This is a genomic window from Pseudomonas sp. S3_C06 (genome assembly GCF_054667675.1).
Genome location: NZ_CP162747.1, coordinates 6,468,747 through 6,484,129, shown reverse-complemented (window position 1 = coordinate 6,484,129; position 15,383 = coordinate 6,468,747). Strand labels below are relative to the sequence as shown.

The 15,383-nt window shown below is 55.8% G+C and carries 17 protein-coding genes; 10 read left to right on the top strand and 7 right to left on the bottom strand.

Annotated elements, in window-relative coordinates; genetic code table 11:
* Positions 1–39 precede the first annotated feature (39 nt).
* Positions 40–480: a DUF3995 domain-containing protein gene (locus tag AB4N44_RS28855; RefSeq protein WP_455805722.1), complete on the bottom strand. Its 441-nt coding sequence runs from the start codon at positions 478–480 to the stop codon at positions 40–42.
* 94 nt (positions 481–574) lie between these two features.
* Here AB4N44_RS28855 and AB4N44_RS28850 point away from each other — a divergent pair, with 94 nt between their 5' ends.
* Both AB4N44_RS28850 and AB4N44_RS28845 read left to right on the top strand, forming a co-directional pair.
* Positions 575–964: a DUF2946 domain-containing protein gene (locus AB4N44_RS28850; RefSeq protein WP_016982997.1), complete on the top strand. Its 390-nt coding sequence runs from the start codon at positions 575–577 to the stop codon at positions 962–964.
* A 92-nt stretch (positions 965–1,056) separates the two neighbouring features.
* On the top strand, positions 1,057–3,189 hold the full coding sequence (locus AB4N44_RS28845; RefSeq protein ID WP_460110966.1) for a TonB-dependent receptor: 2,133 nt from the start codon (positions 1,057–1,059) through the stop codon (positions 3,187–3,189).
* Positions 3,190–3,278: 89 nt separating this feature from the next.
* On the opposite strand, the gene AB4N44_RS28840 is transcribed toward AB4N44_RS28845, so the two are convergent.
* From AB4N44_RS28840 to AB4N44_RS28830, 3 genes are all read right to left on the bottom strand, one after another.
* Positions 3,279–4,295 (bottom strand): ABC transporter substrate-binding protein, encoded by a 1,017-nt coding sequence (locus AB4N44_RS28840; protein WP_460110968.1) that lies wholly within the window; start codon positions 4,293–4,295, stop codon positions 3,279–3,281.
* Between the two features lie 127 nt (positions 4,296–4,422).
* Positions 4,423–4,620, bottom strand: a complete 198-nt coding sequence (locus tag AB4N44_RS28835) for a hypothetical protein (RefSeq protein ID WP_150693539.1) — start codon at positions 4,618–4,620, stop codon at positions 4,423–4,425.
* Positions 4,617–5,066: a hypothetical protein gene (locus AB4N44_RS28830; RefSeq protein WP_174245057.1), complete on the bottom strand. Its 450-nt coding sequence runs from the start codon at positions 5,064–5,066 to the stop codon at positions 4,617–4,619. Before AB4N44_RS28830 ends, AB4N44_RS28835 begins: the two co-directional genes overlap by 4 nt.
* A 422-nt stretch (positions 5,067–5,488) precedes the next feature.
* Between AB4N44_RS28830 and AB4N44_RS28825 the strand changes: the two genes are divergently transcribed.
* The gene (locus AB4N44_RS28825; RefSeq protein WP_127926808.1) at positions 5,489–5,740 is read left to right on the top strand and encodes a hypothetical protein; all 252 of its coding nucleotides are present in this window, start codon (positions 5,489–5,491) and stop codon (positions 5,738–5,740) included.
* Positions 5,741–5,788: 48 nt separating this feature from the next.
* A complete protein-coding gene (locus AB4N44_RS28820) occupies positions 5,789–6,025 on the top strand; it encodes a DUF2789 family protein (RefSeq protein WP_150773924.1) in 237 nt (78 codons plus the stop codon).
* Positions 6,026–6,031: 6 nt separating this feature from the next.
* Here the strand turns inward: AB4N44_RS28820 and AB4N44_RS28815 are convergent, their stop codons facing one another.
* The 3 genes from AB4N44_RS28815 to AB4N44_RS28805 all read right to left on the bottom strand — a co-directional run bounded on the left by AB4N44_RS28815 (position 6,032) and on the right by AB4N44_RS28805 (position 8,575).
* Positions 6,032–6,235, bottom strand: coding sequence for a hypothetical protein (locus AB4N44_RS28815; protein WP_122600076.1), 204 nt, complete (start codon positions 6,233–6,235; stop codon positions 6,032–6,034).
* Positions 6,236–6,348: 113 nt separating this feature from the next.
* Positions 6,349–7,572, bottom strand: a complete 1,224-nt coding sequence (locus AB4N44_RS28810) for a methyl-accepting chemotaxis protein (RefSeq protein WP_460158227.1) — start codon at positions 7,570–7,572, stop codon at positions 6,349–6,351.
* A 598-nt stretch (positions 7,573–8,170) separates the two neighbouring features.
* Positions 8,171–8,575, bottom strand: coding sequence for a TraR/DksA family transcriptional regulator (locus AB4N44_RS28805; protein ID WP_003225981.1), 405 nt, complete (start codon positions 8,573–8,575; stop codon positions 8,171–8,173).
* A 401-nt stretch (positions 8,576–8,976) separates the two neighbouring features.
* Between AB4N44_RS28805 and AB4N44_RS28800 the strand changes: the two genes are divergently transcribed.
* The 6 genes from AB4N44_RS28800 (at position 8,977) to AB4N44_RS28775 (ending at position 15,257) form a co-directional block, all read left to right on the top strand.
* Positions 8,977–9,885, top strand: coding sequence for a MurR/RpiR family transcriptional regulator (locus tag AB4N44_RS28800; protein ID WP_460110972.1), 909 nt, complete (start codon positions 8,977–8,979; stop codon positions 9,883–9,885).
* A 61-nt stretch (positions 9,886–9,946) separates the two neighbouring features.
* Positions 9,947–10,552, top strand: a complete 606-nt coding sequence (locus tag AB4N44_RS28795) for a glutathione S-transferase (protein ID WP_110720452.1) — start codon at positions 9,947–9,949, stop codon at positions 10,550–10,552.
* 2 nt (positions 10,553–10,554) lie between these two features.
* Complete coding sequence (locus tag AB4N44_RS28790) at positions 10,555–11,661, top strand: DNA alkylation repair protein (RefSeq protein ID WP_460110974.1); 1,107 nt, start codon at positions 10,555–10,557, stop codon at positions 11,659–11,661.
* Between the two features lie 239 nt (positions 11,662–11,900).
* On the top strand, positions 11,901–12,893 hold the full coding sequence (locus AB4N44_RS28785) for an SIR2 family protein (protein WP_460110976.1): 993 nt from the start codon (positions 11,901–11,903) through the stop codon (positions 12,891–12,893).
* A 69-nt stretch (positions 12,894–12,962) separates the two neighbouring features.
* Complete coding sequence (locus tag AB4N44_RS28780; RefSeq protein WP_460110978.1) at positions 12,963–13,526, top strand: hypothetical protein; 564 nt, start codon at positions 12,963–12,965, stop codon at positions 13,524–13,526.
* Positions 13,527–13,787: 261 nt separating this feature from the next.
* Positions 13,788–15,257, top strand: a complete 1,470-nt coding sequence (locus tag AB4N44_RS28775; RefSeq protein ID WP_460110979.1) for an RES family NAD+ phosphorylase — start codon at positions 13,788–13,790, stop codon at positions 15,255–15,257.
* Positions 15,258–15,383: the final 126 nt, after the last annotated feature.

The window sequence follows — 15,383 nt, the reverse complement described above, 5'->3', positions numbered from 1 at the left end:
GAAGGGGCCAGCCAGGTCATCACAAATTTCAGATCAGTTTCAAACCCAAGCCACCGCCAACAACCCCGCCCCCAACACCGCACACAACGGCGAATACACCCAGGTGTCGAGCCGCGCAAACCGCGAGTCCTTCACTTCCTTGAAAAACCCGACCAGATTCGAATCTCCAATCGCCCGGGCAAACATCAACAACGCAATCGCGCTGATCACCCATTGCAGCGCCTTGTGACTTACCGCCGGCACTCCCCAGCCAACCCGCATACACACCAACCCAGCAATCACCAGCAATGCCGCCGCCACGATCAACGTGAGCCAGCCCGAAGGCTTGAACGCCGGTCGCACCGTTGCGACCAATCCACGCACCGGCACCTGCGGCACGACTACTGCCGCCGCCCACTGCCCGCCCAGCGCCCAATACACATGCATCAAGGCGATCACCGCGAAAGTAGTCACCAGCCATTGAGCCAACACAAAGGTCATGGTTGAAATCCTTGGAAAGGGATTTGAACAAATCATCCTAGTCGGATTTTTTTCAAGTGCACGACCGATCAGCGGTACGGTAAAGTGCCGCCCCATGAAATTCTCCCGTTCCGATCGCTCATTGCTGGCCTGGATGCTTTATTGCTGCGTCCTGTTCAACGTGTTCGCCTGCAGCATCGGTCACGGACAAATGGTCGGCATGCAACTCAACGGCATCGGCGGCCAGTTCTGTACAGTCGACCCGGCCACTCAAGCGCCGCTCGCCAGCAATCCCACCGAAGAACAACTACCGACCCTGTCCAAGGCGTTTGGCTGCCCGCTGTGCTCGGTCGGCGGCGGCATGGGCCCGGCGTTCAATTCCAGCCTGACCCTGGCAATCCTGCCGGAACAGCACAGCCCACCGCTGGCGCCCATCGTCAGCGCTGACCTCCCCGCCCGCTTCACCTGGCCTTCGGCCAACCCTCGCGCCCCACCTCTCGCCTGAGTGTCTTTGCCTTTTTGATTTGTCAGCCCACTGCGCCAACGCGCGGCGTTTGCCTGTGCGCTGACTCCTAGACAAGCATTCAGGATTCAATGATGAAACAACTCACTTTGCTGGCGAGCCTGTGCGGCTGCCTGTCCGTCAACGTCTGGGCGCAATCCACCGTGGATCTGGCGCCGATCACCATCGACGGTGAATCCGGCGCAGAACCGGGCCTGAGCCTCGACCAGTCCAGCGGCATGGCCTCACGCCTCGGCTTGAGCGTGCGCGATACGCCCGCCTCGGTGGCCATCGCCAATCGCAACGACATCGAGCGCCACGGCGCACAGAACTTCCAGGACGCCGCCAACACCCTGCCCGGGGTCAACGCCAGCGCGCCGCCAGGGTTTGGCGGTTTTGTTTCCTATCGCGGCTTCACCAGCAGCCAGATCACCCAGATGTTCAACGGCGTCAACGTTTCCGGTGGCCTCGCCCGTCCTGTCGATTCGTGGATCTACGACCGAGTGGAATTGGTCGGCGGCCCGTCATCGCTGATCAACGGCGCAGGCTCGGTCGGCGGTTCGCTGAACTACGTGACCAAACTGGCCAGCCGCGATGAACAGGCCGTTGAAGGCCGGATCAGCTACGGCACCTACGACACCACCGAAACCGCGTTCGGCCTTAACCATGCCCTGACTGACCCAAGCGCCGACGTGCAGCACTACGCGCGACTCGACGTCAGCCACAACACCAGCAACGGCTACATCGACCGCCAGGAGCGCGATGCCTGGAGCGTGGCGTTCTCGCTGCTCAGCGATCTCACGCCCGACCTGTCGCACACGTTGGCACTGGAATATCAGGACGAACACGAAGACAGTCCGTACTGGGGCACGCCCGTGCTCAATCCCAAGGCCGGTGAGTTGAAGATCGACAAACACAACCGCTTCAACAACTACAACGTCGAGGACGGTCGTTACGAGCAGCGAACGATCTGGGTCCGTTCGATCATCGACTACCGCATCAACGACAGCACCACCCTGCGCAATACGCTGTATCACCTCGACAGCCAGCGCGATTACCGCAATCTCGAAACCTACCAGTACAACGCCGACAACACAGCGGTGAATCGCTCCACCGCGTATCAAGTACGCCATCAGGGCGAGCAGAACGGCAACCAGTTCGAGCTGCGCCATGACAACACGCTGTTCGGTCTGGATACGACGTGGTCGGGTGGCTTTGAATACAAGGTCAACCAGACCACCAACTCGCCGCTGAACATCAAAGGTCCGAGCACGGTGGACCCGAACAACTACCGTCCGGGGCATTTCTACGACATTCCCGGCACCAACCCGAAATTGATCAGCGACAAGACCAACGAGGTCACCACCAAAGCATTGTTCATGGAAAACCGGCTGGCGTTGACCGACAAACTGTCGCTGCTCACCGGCCTGCGCTATGACGACATTGACCTCGACGTGACCAACCATCGCACCGTGACCGCTGCCAACCCGAAACACCTCAAGCGCAGTTGGGAGCCAGTCACCGGCCGCGCCGGCCTGACCTACCAGTTCATTCCCTCGGCCAACGTCTACGTGCAATACAGCACCGCCGCCGAGCAACCGAATGGCACGCAGAATTTCGACGTCTCGACCGGCAAGCAGTGGGAGATTGGTAGCAAATTCGATTATCTGAATGGACGCGGCTCGGCGACGATTGCCGCTTACACCATCGAGCGAAAAGACTTCGCGGTGACCGACCCGCTAGATCCGGCCGGCAGTATTCCGGTCGGTCAACAGACGTCGAAAGGGGTGGAAATCGCCAGTTCGTTGCGGATCACCGACAAGCTGTTGGCTGAAGGCAACTTCGCCTGGGTCGACGCGCAGTACGATGATTTCACCGAAAAGAATGCCGCCGGTGTGGTGGTTTCACGCAAGGGCAATACGCCGACCAATGTGCCGGATCGGGTCGGTAATCTGTGGCTGACTTATGACTTTTCGCCGCAGTGGCAAGGTGGGGTTGATGCACGATATGTGGCGTCGGTGTATGCGGACACGGCCAACACCATGACGGTGCCGTCGTACACCTTGTTCGGCAGCTTCCTCAGCTACAAGGTTGATTCGCACACCACCGTGACCGGGCGCGTGCGTAATCTGAGCAATGAGGTGTATGCCGAGTTTGCGCATGTTTCGCCAGCGTATTACCTCGGAACACCGCGTACCTTTGAATTGGCGGTGCAAACGAAGTTTTAAAAGCATCGCGAGCAGGCTCACTCCTACAGGGGAATGCTTTCCAAATGTAGGCCTTCGCCTGCTCGCGATGAGGCCAGCCGCATCAGCCTCTATTTCAAATCAGCCGCAACCCTCTCCGCCACATCCTTCGGCAACCAGGCCTGCCACACATCCGGGTGGGCCTTCATGAACGCCACCGCCGCATCACGCGGCGCCGTGTGCTTCTCGCTCATCTCGGCCAATGCCTTGTTCAACGGTTCGATCGGAAAATCCACCTTGCTGAAGAACTCGGCAATCTGCGGATACTGCTTCTGAAACGGCGTAGACACGCCAATCGACAGCTTCGATGCCAGCGACCGGGTCGGTTTCGGATTGGGATTATCGGCGTCAGTCAGGGTCTTCCACGCTTCGGCGTCAAACGGCGGCTCTTCAAGTTGCACCAGTTTGAATTTGCCCAGCAGCGGAGTCGGTGACCAGTAGTAAAACAGCACCGGCTTGCCGCGACGAATCGATGAGCTGATCTCGGCATCCAGCGCCGCGCCCGAGCCACTGCGGAAGTTGGTGTAATCGTCCTGCAGACCATAAGCGGTCAACTTCTGCTTGTTGACCACTTCCGAGGTCCAGCCGATCGGACTGTTGAGGAACCGTCCCTTGCTCGGGTTCTCCGGATCCTTGAACACATCCTTGTACTTTTTAAGGTCACTGACACTGCGCAAGTCCGGCGCCAGCGGCTTGATGCCCTTGGCCGGGTCGCCCTTGATCACGTACTCCGGCACCCACCAACCCTCAGTCGCGCCCTTGACCGTATCGCCGAGGCTGACGACTTTGCCTTCGGCTTCGGCCTTGACCCATACCGGACTGCGCCCGCCCCATTCTTCGCCAATGACCTGGATGTCATTGTTGGCCAGTGCGGTTTCCAGAGTAATGGTGGTGCCAGGCAACGTATCGGTCGGCAGTCCGTAACCCTTCTCGACGATGATCCGCAGTACATCGGTAATCAGGCTGCCGCTTTCCCAGTTCAGGTCAGCAAAGTGGATCGGCGCCTGGGCGGCCGTCACCGATTGCGCTGATGTCAGCAAACCGAACGTGGCCACGCTGGCGGCCAATAACCGTCGAAATCCGTTCATGCATTGCACCTCGTGCTGTTCACAGCAATGGCAGGTTGGCCTGACAGAAGACCGCAAGCCTCTGAATACTCAGTCAACTGACTGTAGCCGAGGTTCCTGCTTTTTCCGGGCCGCGCTCCGGACGAGGTTATGAATCAGACTTTTCCTGCAGGCTTTGCAGCTCGCGTCTGACCATGCTGGCGTATTCCGCGGGACGCAATTGATAAATCTGCGCAGCCACCCAGTTCAGCCAGGCGCCCTGCAACTCGGCCTTGGCGGTAAACAAACGCCGAGCCTCCTCGCGCGCCGTGTCGAGGTTCTGCGAATGAAAATCCGAGCGGCTCACTCGCTGGCCTTGAACGTCACCAGCTCACCCTTGCGCCACTTGGCGGCTTTGGCGGTAACGGCTTTGAGGGTCTTGGTCAGCCCTTCCTGCAACTGCTGGTTGGCCGCAAACACGGTCACCACGCTGTGACCTTCCTTGAACAGGATCGCGTGCCCGTCGGCAGTGTCGACAAAGGCGTAATCGCCCAGTCCATACACCGTGAGTTTGATTTCGCGAAAACGGATATCCATCTTGCCGCCTTCGCGGCTGGGCAAGACCGATGCACTGAAATGATCGCCGACCTTGAGCTTGAGCCCCGGTTTGTCATCGACCACCAAAGCGCTTTCGGTGTCGATCTCAGCCACGTAAATGCCTTCGGCGTTCTGTTCGGTGATGTAAACAAAACGCGACTGGAACAGCTTGACCAGCTTTGCACGCAAATCACCCAACACGAACAAAGCATGCATATCGAGATTACTGACTGCCAAAGAAACATCCCCACATCTGAAAAAACCGCACACGGAAAACGCGCACGGCAAAAAAAAGCCAGGCCGATGTAACTACCAGATGACTCAAATAAAAACCCGAATCGAGCAGAGTGCTGATTCAGCGCGAGGTCCGTAAGACTACTGGATTGTCACTCGCGAAACTCATCCCTTTTTCGCCAAAGCTTGAAGGAAAAATCCTCACCGCTGGCAAGAGCTGTCTGACTACGAACTTTAGGGAAAATTCTCACGAAAAAAAGCACTTTTCCGACATATCGCTGGCGAAAAATTGCTTTAGATAAGCCCTGTCGTCAACAGGTACTGGCGATTCTAGAGCAGCGATGCTCATTCCGACTACCCGAAACGGCCTGTAAACATCGGCCAACTGATGAAAAGGACTTCATATGTGCACTCGGACTCACTTTGCCATGACCACAGACGCCCGGATCGAATCACCGCTGATCCTGCGTGCCACTGATATGAACGACCATTGCCCACGCTTTCAAGTCGTACCGGCCGGCAACGCCTTCTTCCACATAAAGGAAACATCGACCGGCCGTGTAAGAGGTTTCCGCGAAGATCACAACGAAGCCTGCGCCCTCGCCCGCTCACTGGAGTCAAAGATCGAACTACTGGCGAGTGGTTGCCTCAGATAAAGAGAGCGAACGACCGCGCCATACCGGCGCCCACCGAAGGAGTACACGATGGAACTGCCAGCATACGATCTGAAAACCCTGTTCGGTCAACTGGGGTTGCCTTCAGACGATAACGCAATCGACGATTTCATCGAGGCGCATCCACTGGACGCCAACACCAAACTGATCGACGCCGACTTCTGGTCACCGCAACAGGCGCAATTGCTCAAGGAATGGTTAAGGGCCGACGGTGAAGAAGCGGTAATGGTCGATGAACTGAATGTACGCCTGCACCGCGGCAAGTAGTCCTGATCAGTGCAGGCTGTCACTCGGTTCGGCATGCAGTTGTGCAAGCCACGCAGCCTTGCACTCCTCGGCCTCGTCGCGGCTGGCAAAAGCCGTGCCGCGACGCTCGCCATTGAGCAACACCACCCAGCAGACGCTCCGACCCATTGCGCGCAATCCGGCAGGCACGCCACTGCCGATCATCACGGCGACATCAACTCTGCACTGCATGCAGCCCTCCCGAAATCATTAGCACCCTAACTAAGCGGGCAGGTTAATGGTTTCTTGCGGGCGGAAACAGCAAGCTCCGTGCACAGATTCATTGCACCGGAGGTAACAATCCCTCAGCGCGGACTTTCCGGCTTATAGCCCAGACGCAATCCACCCCAGTGCCGGCCCTTGATCATGATCGGCACCGACAGATCATGCATCAGCTCACCGGTGTCGCGGGTGTAAGTCTGCAACAACACCGGTTGTTGATGGCTGCCGCAGCGAATCCCGGTGCGGTCGGCAAACTTGCGCTTGGTGCGGTTGTTCACCGCATCGACCTGAGCATCGCCAGTCAACGGCTGACTGAACAGCTGATTGTGCGTCGGCACATAACCCTGCTGCGTACAGGCGATGGCGAACACCAACCCCTCGTGACGCGGCAACAAGGGTTCCTGAATCGCCGGCAGCACCTGATCGGTGTAACGGTCGAAACGGGTTTGAAACTTCGCCGGTTGCGTATTCGGGATCGGCTGATACTGGCGGTCAAACAAGTCTTCAAGGCTGATTCGCCCCTGCTCGACATCCGCCTCGAATCGCGCAGCAATCTGGCTTGCGCCTTCGCGGGCCAGATCGTAAATGCGCTGGTGATAGTCATCCAGCCCGACTTCGGCCAGACGCTCGCTGATGGTTTCCGCCTGCCCTTCCATTTGCACGGCGGCTGCAGCGAGACGGCGAGTCTGTTGATCGCTGATCGCCAGGTCGCTACGCATCTGCTCGATAGCCTTGAACAGGCTGTCGAGTTGTTCGCGATTGGTTTCCGCGCCTTGGGCGATTTCACCGACCTGGGTTTCCACCCCGGCGGCCAGTCGCGCGATGTTCTGCAGATGCTGACCGGTGTGTTCGACCTGCTCGACACCGGTCTGCAGATCACTCGACAGCTCACGAATCTGCTCCACGACCTGCGCCGTGCGCTGCTGAATGTCAGCCACCATCTCACCGACCTCACCGGTTGCCGAGGCCGTACGCGCCGCCAACCCGCGCACTTCGTCCGCCACCACCGCGAAACCACGACCATGCTCACCGGCCCGCGCCGCTTCGATCGCCGCGTTCAATGCGAGCAGATTGGTCTGGCTGGCAATCGACTGAATCACCAGGGTCACGCGCTGAATGTCGTCGCTGCGCAGGCTCAAGGCTTCGATCAATTCACGGCTGGCATTGGCGCGCTGACTGAGTTGATGCATACGCGCGATCGAATCCACCAGTTCCGTGCGCCCCGCTGCGCTGCTGTGATGCGCCTGGCTGGCCGCCTCAAGCGCTGCACGGCTGAGCTGTGAAGTGGCGTGTTCAGTCGCGATCATCACCTCGGCGTTGCTGACAATTTGCGCTGCCGCATCGAGTTGCGATTCGAGTTTGCTCGCCAGCTCCTTGACCGAAAACGCCACGCCCGCCGCCGACAAAGCGTTATGGCTGGTGGTGTAGGAAAGGTCGCGGGTCAGTTCGGACATTGCGCTGCCGCTGTCGGCAGGCTGGGTATCGGGGATGGCGCGAGAGCGCAGGCGCGGTAGCCAGACAATCAGCACCGCCAGCGGCATGCCAATGTACAGCGACCATCCGGCCAGGGACATGCCGGCCAGCAACAGCATCAGGGCGATGCTTTGCAGGGCCGGTGCGATCCAGCGGTTTTTCGGCAAAAGCACTGGTGCAGGCAAAGCCCCAACCAGAGATCCATCTCTCGTCATATCAACACCCCACGCTTGTTCTCATTGTTGTGACTGCATTAAACGCCACTACAACGCCATTATCCATGGTCCGTTAGTCGTGGGGTCTGTGGCAGGTCAATGGAATCGCGCGGAAATATTGCGGACGATAAAAAGCTTCGCGGGCAAGCCCGGCTCCCACAGGTTCGGTGTTGAACCTTGTGGGGCGGACTTGCCCGCGATCACAGCGCCGGAAAAATCAGGCCTGACGCTGGTGCTTGTCGATCTGCTCGTGACGCTCTTGAGCTTCGATGCAGTATTTGGTGGTCGGGCTGATCAGCAGGCGCTTCAGGCCAATGGCCTCGCCGCTGTCGTCGCACCAGCCAAAGCTGTCTTCCTTGATGCGCTCAAGGGCTTGTTCCAGTTGCGGCAGCATGCGCTGGTCGCGATCGATCGCGTTCACCAGCCAAGTGCGCTCTTCTTCAACCGAAGCCGCGTCCGCCGGGTCAGCCGGGGTGTCCAGGCTTTCGATGGCGATACGGTTTTGCTCAATGCGCTCGTGGGTTTCGACTTTCATGTTCTGCAACAGCTCAGTGAAGAAAGCGTGCTGCTCGGCATTCATGTAGTCATCTGCCGGCATGGCCAGCAACTTGTCCTTTGTCATTGATATCTCTATAAAAAAACGTGCATTAAGGCGAATTAGGGAGCGTTTCGGCGAACCGCGTGCGGTCGGCGAAAAGGCATCGTTTATTGCAAATGCCACCCGGCACTCAATTTACGAGGGGCGGCAGTCTAAGGCCCGAATGAGGCCTCAGCAACTGTAAATACAGGGAATTTGTCCGACAAAGGCCGGAAACTGCTCTGACACAGCGTTTACACGGCCATCGGAGTGCGTTTATAGCAAGAAATTCAGTCGAGCGGCTGTATATAGAAGACAAACGGCTAACCGCGCAGCGTTCAGACGCGATTTTTTACCACGCACTGCATCGTTTCAGCAAAGCAGACCTGCAAAAGCCCCCCTACTATCAGGCCCACCGTGTGATCAACCAGCCTGAAGGATGACCTATGCCCCGCCCCGATCTGCCGGTCTCCGACGAGGTTTCACTCGCCAGCCCTCCGATCAATGCCGAGCGCCTGCTGCAACTGATCACCGACGAATACGACGCCCTGCCGCGCCAGCTCAAACGCATCGCCAGCTACATCAGCCAGCAGAGCGACCGGATCATGGTCGACCGCATCAGCGACATCGCCCGCGAGTGCGAAGTGCACCCGTCCGCCATCGTGCGCTTCTCGCAACGCTTCGGTTTCAGCGGCTTCAGCGAAATGCAGGCACTGTTCCGCAGTGCCTACACGCACAAAGCCTCACCGGTGCAAAACTACCAGCAACGCATCCGCAGCATGATCGCCAACCAGTCGCAGCCAGCCAGCGCCGGCGACCTCGCCCGCGAATGCATCGACGCCACGCGCTCCGGCATCGAACGCCTGGGCCGCGAACTCGACGACGCCGCGTTCGAAAAAGCCGTCGACCTGATCGTCAACGCCGATAACATTTATGTCGTCGGCGTGCGCCGCTCCTTCGCCGTCGCCGACTACCTCGTTTACAACTTGCAACACACTCAGAAAAAAATTCATCTGGTGTCCGGGCTAGGCGGCAGTTATCGCGAGCAAATGCGCAGCGTGCGCGCGAACGACCTGGTCATCGCCATCAGCTTCGTGCCCTACGCCAAGGAAACCCAACATTGCCTGCGCTTCGCCCGACAACAGCAGGCCAACACCCTGATCCTCACCGACAGCCACCTCTCGCCGCTGGCGAAACTCGCCCACAGCGTATTGCTGGTCAACGAAGGCAGCGCCCTCGCCTTTCGTTCGCTGAGTGCGACGCTGTGTTTATGTCAGGCGTTGTTTGTGGCGGTGGCGTATCGGCTGGAACTGAATGTCGATGAGATTCACGAACAACCCGGCTTCGACGACTGACAATTGCCTCAACGTCAGCTAGGTTATGCCTTCCCACCGGTTTGACTTGAAGGAACGCGTCATGAAACTGATCGGCATGCTGGACTCCCCTTACGTGCGCCGCGTGGCGATCTCGGCCAAACGCCTTGGCATCGACCTCGAACACGAGTCGGTCTCGGTGTTCCGCCACTTCGAGCAATTCCAGCAGATCAACCCGGTGGTCAAAGCCCCCACGCTGATCCTCGACGACGGCGTGGTCCTGATGGACTCGACCCTCATCCTCGACTACCTCGAAGCCAGCTCCGGCAAAAGCCTGCTGCCAACCGACCTGAAACAACGCGCCCAAGCCCTGCGTCTGATCGGCCTCAGCCTCGCCGCCTGCGAAAAAGCCGTGCAGCTTTATTACGAACGCAACCTGCGCCCGGCCGACATTCAATACCAGCCGTGGGTCGAACGCGTCGAAGGCCAACTCGCCGCCGCCTTCACCGCCCTCGAGCAAGAACTGGAAAAAACCGGCCTGCCCACCGACGGCACCCTCACCCAGGCCGGCATCAGCCTCGCCGTCGCCTGGAGCTTCACCGACCTCGTCGTCCCCGACCAGATCGACACCCGCCGCTACCCCCACATCGCCCAATACACCGCCTACGCCGAAACCCTCGAAGCGTTCGTCAGCACCCCGATGACCTGACCATGAGCACCACCGACACCGCCGCCCCGGCGTTAAAGGAAATCTTCAACGCCGAGCGCTTGCAGCACATCGCCCGCGAAATGAGCGCCGTGTACCCGGCGTTCAAGGCCAAGGCATTTCTCAAACATGCCCAGGACGGACTCGCCGAATTATCGGTGATGCAACGCATGGCGCGTGTCAGTGAAAGCCTGCATGCGGTGTTGCCGCTGGATTACCAAGATTCCCTGGAAGTACTTTTCGAACTCGCGCCAAGGCTGAACAGCGGATTCGTCAGCATGTGTTTGCCGCACTACGTCGCGAGCTACGGCGGGCATGCGTTCGACACCGCCATGGATGCCCTGAAGTACTTCACCACCTTCGGCTCCTCCGAATTCGCCATCCGCCACTTTCTGCGCAGCGACCTCGAGCGCTCGCTGGAACGGATGCACGACTGGACCCGCGAAGAAAATCACCACGTTCGACGCCTCGCCAGCGAAGGCAGCCGCCCTCGCCTGCCCTGGTCGTTTCGGTTGGACGCGGTGCAGGCGGATCCGCAGTTGGCCGCGGGGATACTGGATCGGTTGAAAGCGGATGAGAGTTTGTACGTGCGCAAGTCCGTGGCGAATCATTTGAATGATGTGACGAAGGTGCATCCGGAGTGGGTGTTGGACACGATTGAGGGTTGGTCGCTGGAGAACAAGCACACGGCCTGGATTGCGAAGCATGCGTTGCGGAGTTTGATTAAGCAGGGGGATTTAAGGGCGTTAACGGTAATTGGCGCGGGGGCGAAGGCTGAGGTTGAGTTGTTGGATGTGCGGGTTGAGCCGGCGGTGGTTAGGTTGGGGGAAGCGATTACGTTGTCGTTTGTGGTGAAGTCGACCGTGGCGCATGAGCAGCGGTTGGTGATTGATTATGCGATTGACTATGTGAAGGCGAATGGCGGGGTATCGGGGAAGGTTTTTAAGTTGAAGACGGTGGGGTTGGCGGGGTTTGAGAGTGTGGTTGTGGGGAGGCGGCAGGTGATTAAGGATTTTACGACGCGGAAGCATTTTGTTGGGCGGCATGGGGTGCGGGTTATGGTTAATGGGGAGGTTTTGGGGAGTGTTGCGTTTGACATTGTTGCTGGATGAGGCCGCGTGTGGATTCGTTGATTTGGCAGTACTCGGACTGACAGGGAGTTACGGATGGGCAGCTATAGGCCAAAAGCGGACGCTCATGGGTGACTGCTTTCGGCCAAAAGGAGCCAGTCAGATGCGTCTATAAAATCCGAGGCGTTTCATTCTTCTCCGCCCTTCCCTAAACCTGGCAAAAGATGGCAACATGCCTCTACAGTCCAAAACACCTGACGAATGAAGCAGAGAGGGTAAGGATGCCTAGAAAGACTTTAGTTTTCGGAAATGGGCTAGGAATGGCATTGGATCCACGCCATTTTTCACTCACAAATGCAATGGCTGATGTATGGAATGATCCGTTTGCTATATCAGACATCCATAAAGACTTAATCAGTCAGTGCATGGGGGCCGTCGGCGCAATACCTCAAAGAGAAGACCAACTCGACCCTCTGCATCTGGTAATTTCTGCCTGTAAAACTCTTAGCAGTATAAATAGATCTCAGAGAATGAACGTGCATTGGCTTTCACAAGAAGGCCTTCAATTCCCTATTGCAGTCGGAAATTACATACACAAAGTTGCTACTAGATTGCATTTGTACCATGGTGAACTGCCTCAGCCATTCTTAGAGCCTTTAATTCGCTTTGTCCGAAATACAAAATCCCACATAGCAACCCTCAATTACGACAAACTGTTATATGGTGCATTTTTAGATGCTAATTTAATGGGCACCTATAACACTACGACATTGGTAGATGGCATGGTTGGGGCTGGATTTAGCTCTGACGCACTTGTACGACTATATAATAATAACTTTGGATACTACTTGCACCTTCATGGCTCCCCCTTATTTTTCGATCACCATGGGCTAGCGCGAAAAAGAGACCGTAATGAACTTGACCCCTATTCTCCCGAGGGCTCAGACCATATAGTTCTCACACATGTACGCCATAAACGATCGGTAATCGGCTCATCAATAGTGCTGTCGACATACTGGAATTATCTAAACTTTAGCCTTAACGAATCGCAGGAGATTATTGTTTTCGGCTACTCTGGCGAAGACAGTCATTTGAATGATGTGATCGCGGCACACGCCCAATCTAAGCACATTGTAATCGTCGAATGGTCGGGCATAGGCCAGACCCAGCAGCAACGATTTGATTACTGGGCTCAAAAATTTAAGACAACAAACTTTCACCATTACTACTTGGCAAATATTTTGACATTCACACAATGGGATCAAACATACTAAGCTAAAATCTTAATATTTATAAAATAAAAAAAGTGGCGACAAACATCAAATTGGAATCCGGAAGTGCTTATGGAACTAGGTGCATGGAGTTGGTTGGAAATTGCAAAGCTCACCTCGAGCCTCTTGGTGCCAGGTGCTTTAGCTATTTTCGGTGTTTACATTCATCGAGTTACGAAAAAATTTGAACATCTGCAGTGGCGCAGTCAAAAACTGACTGAAAAGCGACTTGCTATATATGATGATCTTGCACCTCAGCTCAATGACCTACTGTGCTACTACACATACGTTGGTAATTGGCGAGATATCCCCCCACCCGATGTAATTGCAATGAAGCGCATCATCGACAAGAAGATTCACCTTGCCGCTCCGTTGTTCAGCGATGAGTTTTTTGCTTCATGCATCGAGTTTCAAAACCTTTGCTTCGAGACAAATACTGGCTGGGGCCGCGATAGCTGTCTCCGAACACCTTTCGAGCGTCGCAGAGACGCTTGGCTCAAAGGGTGGAATTCCGAATGGGAAAGTTGCTTTAGCAAAGCAGCAGTCGACCCGACTCTTGTGCGCGAATCGCATCAGCGTCTAATGGAAACGTTCTCGAAGGATATTGGCGTGCACCCTCTGGCAACCGCACGTTGAGTGAAACAAAGTAAAATTGATTACAGTAAATTCTTTTTACAGACTGAAAACGAACATTTAGTGCCTTGGGTCGAAGGCGGACGTTGGCTAGTGGCTGCTGCCCGCCCTTAGTCAAGATCATCAGCAACGTACTTCCGGTGAGAAATATTAACTTGCTGCCGATCCATACTGTCTCAGCTAATACCCTACGAGGGCACTGGTGCAGGGCTGAGCGGTTTCGTACTGTGGAGCAGAATAGATCTACTCCGAGGGAGGGCTGAAATGAAAAATAATTTTTACGACGATGAACCGAAAAGGGTTTGTGCGGGTTGCATTGGCGAAAGTTTTTTGCAGGAAAAAATTGCAGTTAAAGTTGCCGGCAAGTGTTCCTACTGTGATGAAACTAGTTCTCCGTGCATTGAAATTGAAGAACTTGCAACTCAGATCGAATTGGCTTTCGAAGCCCACTACGAACGTACTGCTGAAGAGCCGAATGCCTTCGAGTACGCGATGCATAGAGACAGCGAGATTGATTATGACTGGGATCGGGAAGGCGATCCCATCTTAGATGTGATAGCAGATATAGTAGGGTGTGAAGAAAACATTGCATCCGACGTGCTTGAGATTCTCAACGTAAAATACGATAACCGAGACCCAAGCGACCCGCATGATGAATGCGAGTTCGCCTTTGATTCCTACTACATACGGAAGAGCTCTTCCGCTGGAGATTGGGATGAGTTGTGGTTTCGACTAGAGCACGCACTGAAGCATGAAAGTAGGCTTTTCAATCAGGAAGCATTGACAATCCTGAACTCAGTCTTCGCCGATTTGCACAAAACCCGCTCACGCACTAATGGGTTGGCACTAATCAAAGCAGGTCTCGGCGAGAATATTTCTGCGCTTTATCGTGCGCGTGAATTCTACTCTGCTGAGTCGTTGCAAAGCGCGCTAGTTAAGCCGATTGAGGAGCTCGGGCCACCTCCAGGACGGCTTGCCAAACCAGGCAGGATGAATTCATCCGGAATTGCGGTCTTCTATGGTGCTCTTGATTTAGAATCTGCGTTAGCCGAGGTTCGCCCGGTAGTTGGAAGTAATGTAGTAACGGCAAAGTTTAACATCATTCGTTCAATCACATTGCTTGATCTACGCGCATTGGAAGGTCTTCGCTGTGAAGGAAGCATTTTTAATCCGGTCTATGCAAAGGAGTTAGCGCGTCACGACTTTCTGCAAACACTCAGCAAACGCTTGGTACTCCCGGTGATGCCAAACGAACAGGATCACGAGTATTTGATCACCCAAGCGGTGGCCGACTATCTGGCTTCGCTTCAAACACCTAACGTGGACGGCATCATTTTCCCCTCTGTGCAGGATGGGGTCGGAGTTAACGTTGTCTTGTTTCACAAGGCGGCGCGCGTGGAGTCGCTGGGCTATCCACCTTCCACTGAGTTCAATGCTCAAGTGGTGGATTATGATTCAGACACCGGAGATGTGTACCCTTGTTATACCCTTCAAATAAATCAGCCGGCTGTACCAACTGAAAAAGCTGAATTCGATTTCCCTTTTCTGGATTGCTACGACTCGAGCCAGATCCATGCCAAGCATCGAGAACCTTGCCTGAGGCTCGACCTGCAAACCTTGCAAGTTCATGCCATCAAAGCGGTAGAGGTGAAAGCGGAAGCAAAAGCAGTCATGGTGAGGGTAGACACTGCAAGTCCAAATCGAAAGTTACATCTTAGCGCCGACGATTTTTAAATATTTTGAGGGTGTTTGCTTTGTTACCGTCCGCTTTTTGGCGGAAAGCGGACCTTTATTGAAACCAGCATTCACGCGGTAGCTGTCAAAGATGACTACTCAAAACAACGCCAGTGAAAGACAGGC

What these genes read in the sequence shown, in the direction of transcription:
- AB4N44_RS28825 (WP_127926808.1), top strand. Translation starts at nt 5,489, where the DNA reads ATGTGCACTCGGACTCACTTTGCCATGACCACAGACGCCCGGATCGAA.
- AB4N44_RS28800 (WP_460110972.1), top strand. Translation starts at nt 8,977, where the DNA reads ATGCCCCGCCCCGATCTGCCGGTCTCCGACGAGGTTTCACTCGCCAGC.
- AB4N44_RS28805 (WP_003225981.1), bottom strand. Translation starts at nt 8,575, where the DNA reads ATGACAAAGGACAAGTTGCTGGCCATGCCGGCAGATGACTACATGAAT.
- AB4N44_RS28790 (WP_460110974.1), top strand. Translation starts at nt 10,555, where the DNA reads ATGAGCACCACCGACACCGCCGCCCCGGCGTTAAAGGAAATCTTCAAC.
- AB4N44_RS28840 (WP_460110968.1), bottom strand. Translation starts at nt 4,295, where the DNA reads ATGAACGGATTTCGACGGTTATTGGCCGCCAGCGTGGCCACGTTCGGT.
- AB4N44_RS28810 (WP_460158227.1), bottom strand. Translation starts at nt 7,572, where the DNA reads ATGATCGCGACTGAACACGCCACTTCACAGCTCAGCCGTGCAGCGCTT.
- AB4N44_RS28775 (WP_460110979.1), top strand. Translation starts at nt 13,788, where the DNA reads ATGAAAAATAATTTTTACGACGATGAACCGAAAAGGGTTTGTGCGGGT.
- AB4N44_RS28845 (WP_460110966.1), top strand. Translation starts at nt 1,057, where the DNA reads ATGAAACAACTCACTTTGCTGGCGAGCCTGTGCGGCTGCCTGTCCGTC.
- AB4N44_RS28830 (WP_174245057.1), bottom strand. Translation starts at nt 5,066, where the DNA reads ATGCATGCTTTGTTCGTGTTGGGTGATTTGCGTGCAAAGCTGGTCAAG.
- AB4N44_RS28855 (WP_455805722.1), bottom strand. Translation starts at nt 480, where the DNA reads ATGACCTTTGTGTTGGCTCAATGGCTGGTGACTACTTTCGCGGTGATC.
- AB4N44_RS28795 (WP_110720452.1), top strand. Translation starts at nt 9,947, where the DNA reads ATGAAACTGATCGGCATGCTGGACTCCCCTTACGTGCGCCGCGTGGCG.
- AB4N44_RS28815 (WP_122600076.1), bottom strand. Translation starts at nt 6,235, where the DNA reads ATGCAGTGCAGAGTTGATGTCGCCGTGATGATCGGCAGTGGCGTGCCT.
- AB4N44_RS28780 (WP_460110978.1), top strand. Translation starts at nt 12,963, where the DNA reads ATGGAACTAGGTGCATGGAGTTGGTTGGAAATTGCAAAGCTCACCTCG.
- AB4N44_RS28785 (WP_460110976.1), top strand. Translation starts at nt 11,901, where the DNA reads ATGCCTAGAAAGACTTTAGTTTTCGGAAATGGGCTAGGAATGGCATTG.
- AB4N44_RS28820 (WP_150773924.1), top strand. Translation starts at nt 5,789, where the DNA reads ATGGAACTGCCAGCATACGATCTGAAAACCCTGTTCGGTCAACTGGGG.
- AB4N44_RS28850 (WP_016982997.1), top strand. Translation starts at nt 575, where the DNA reads ATGAAATTCTCCCGTTCCGATCGCTCATTGCTGGCCTGGATGCTTTAT.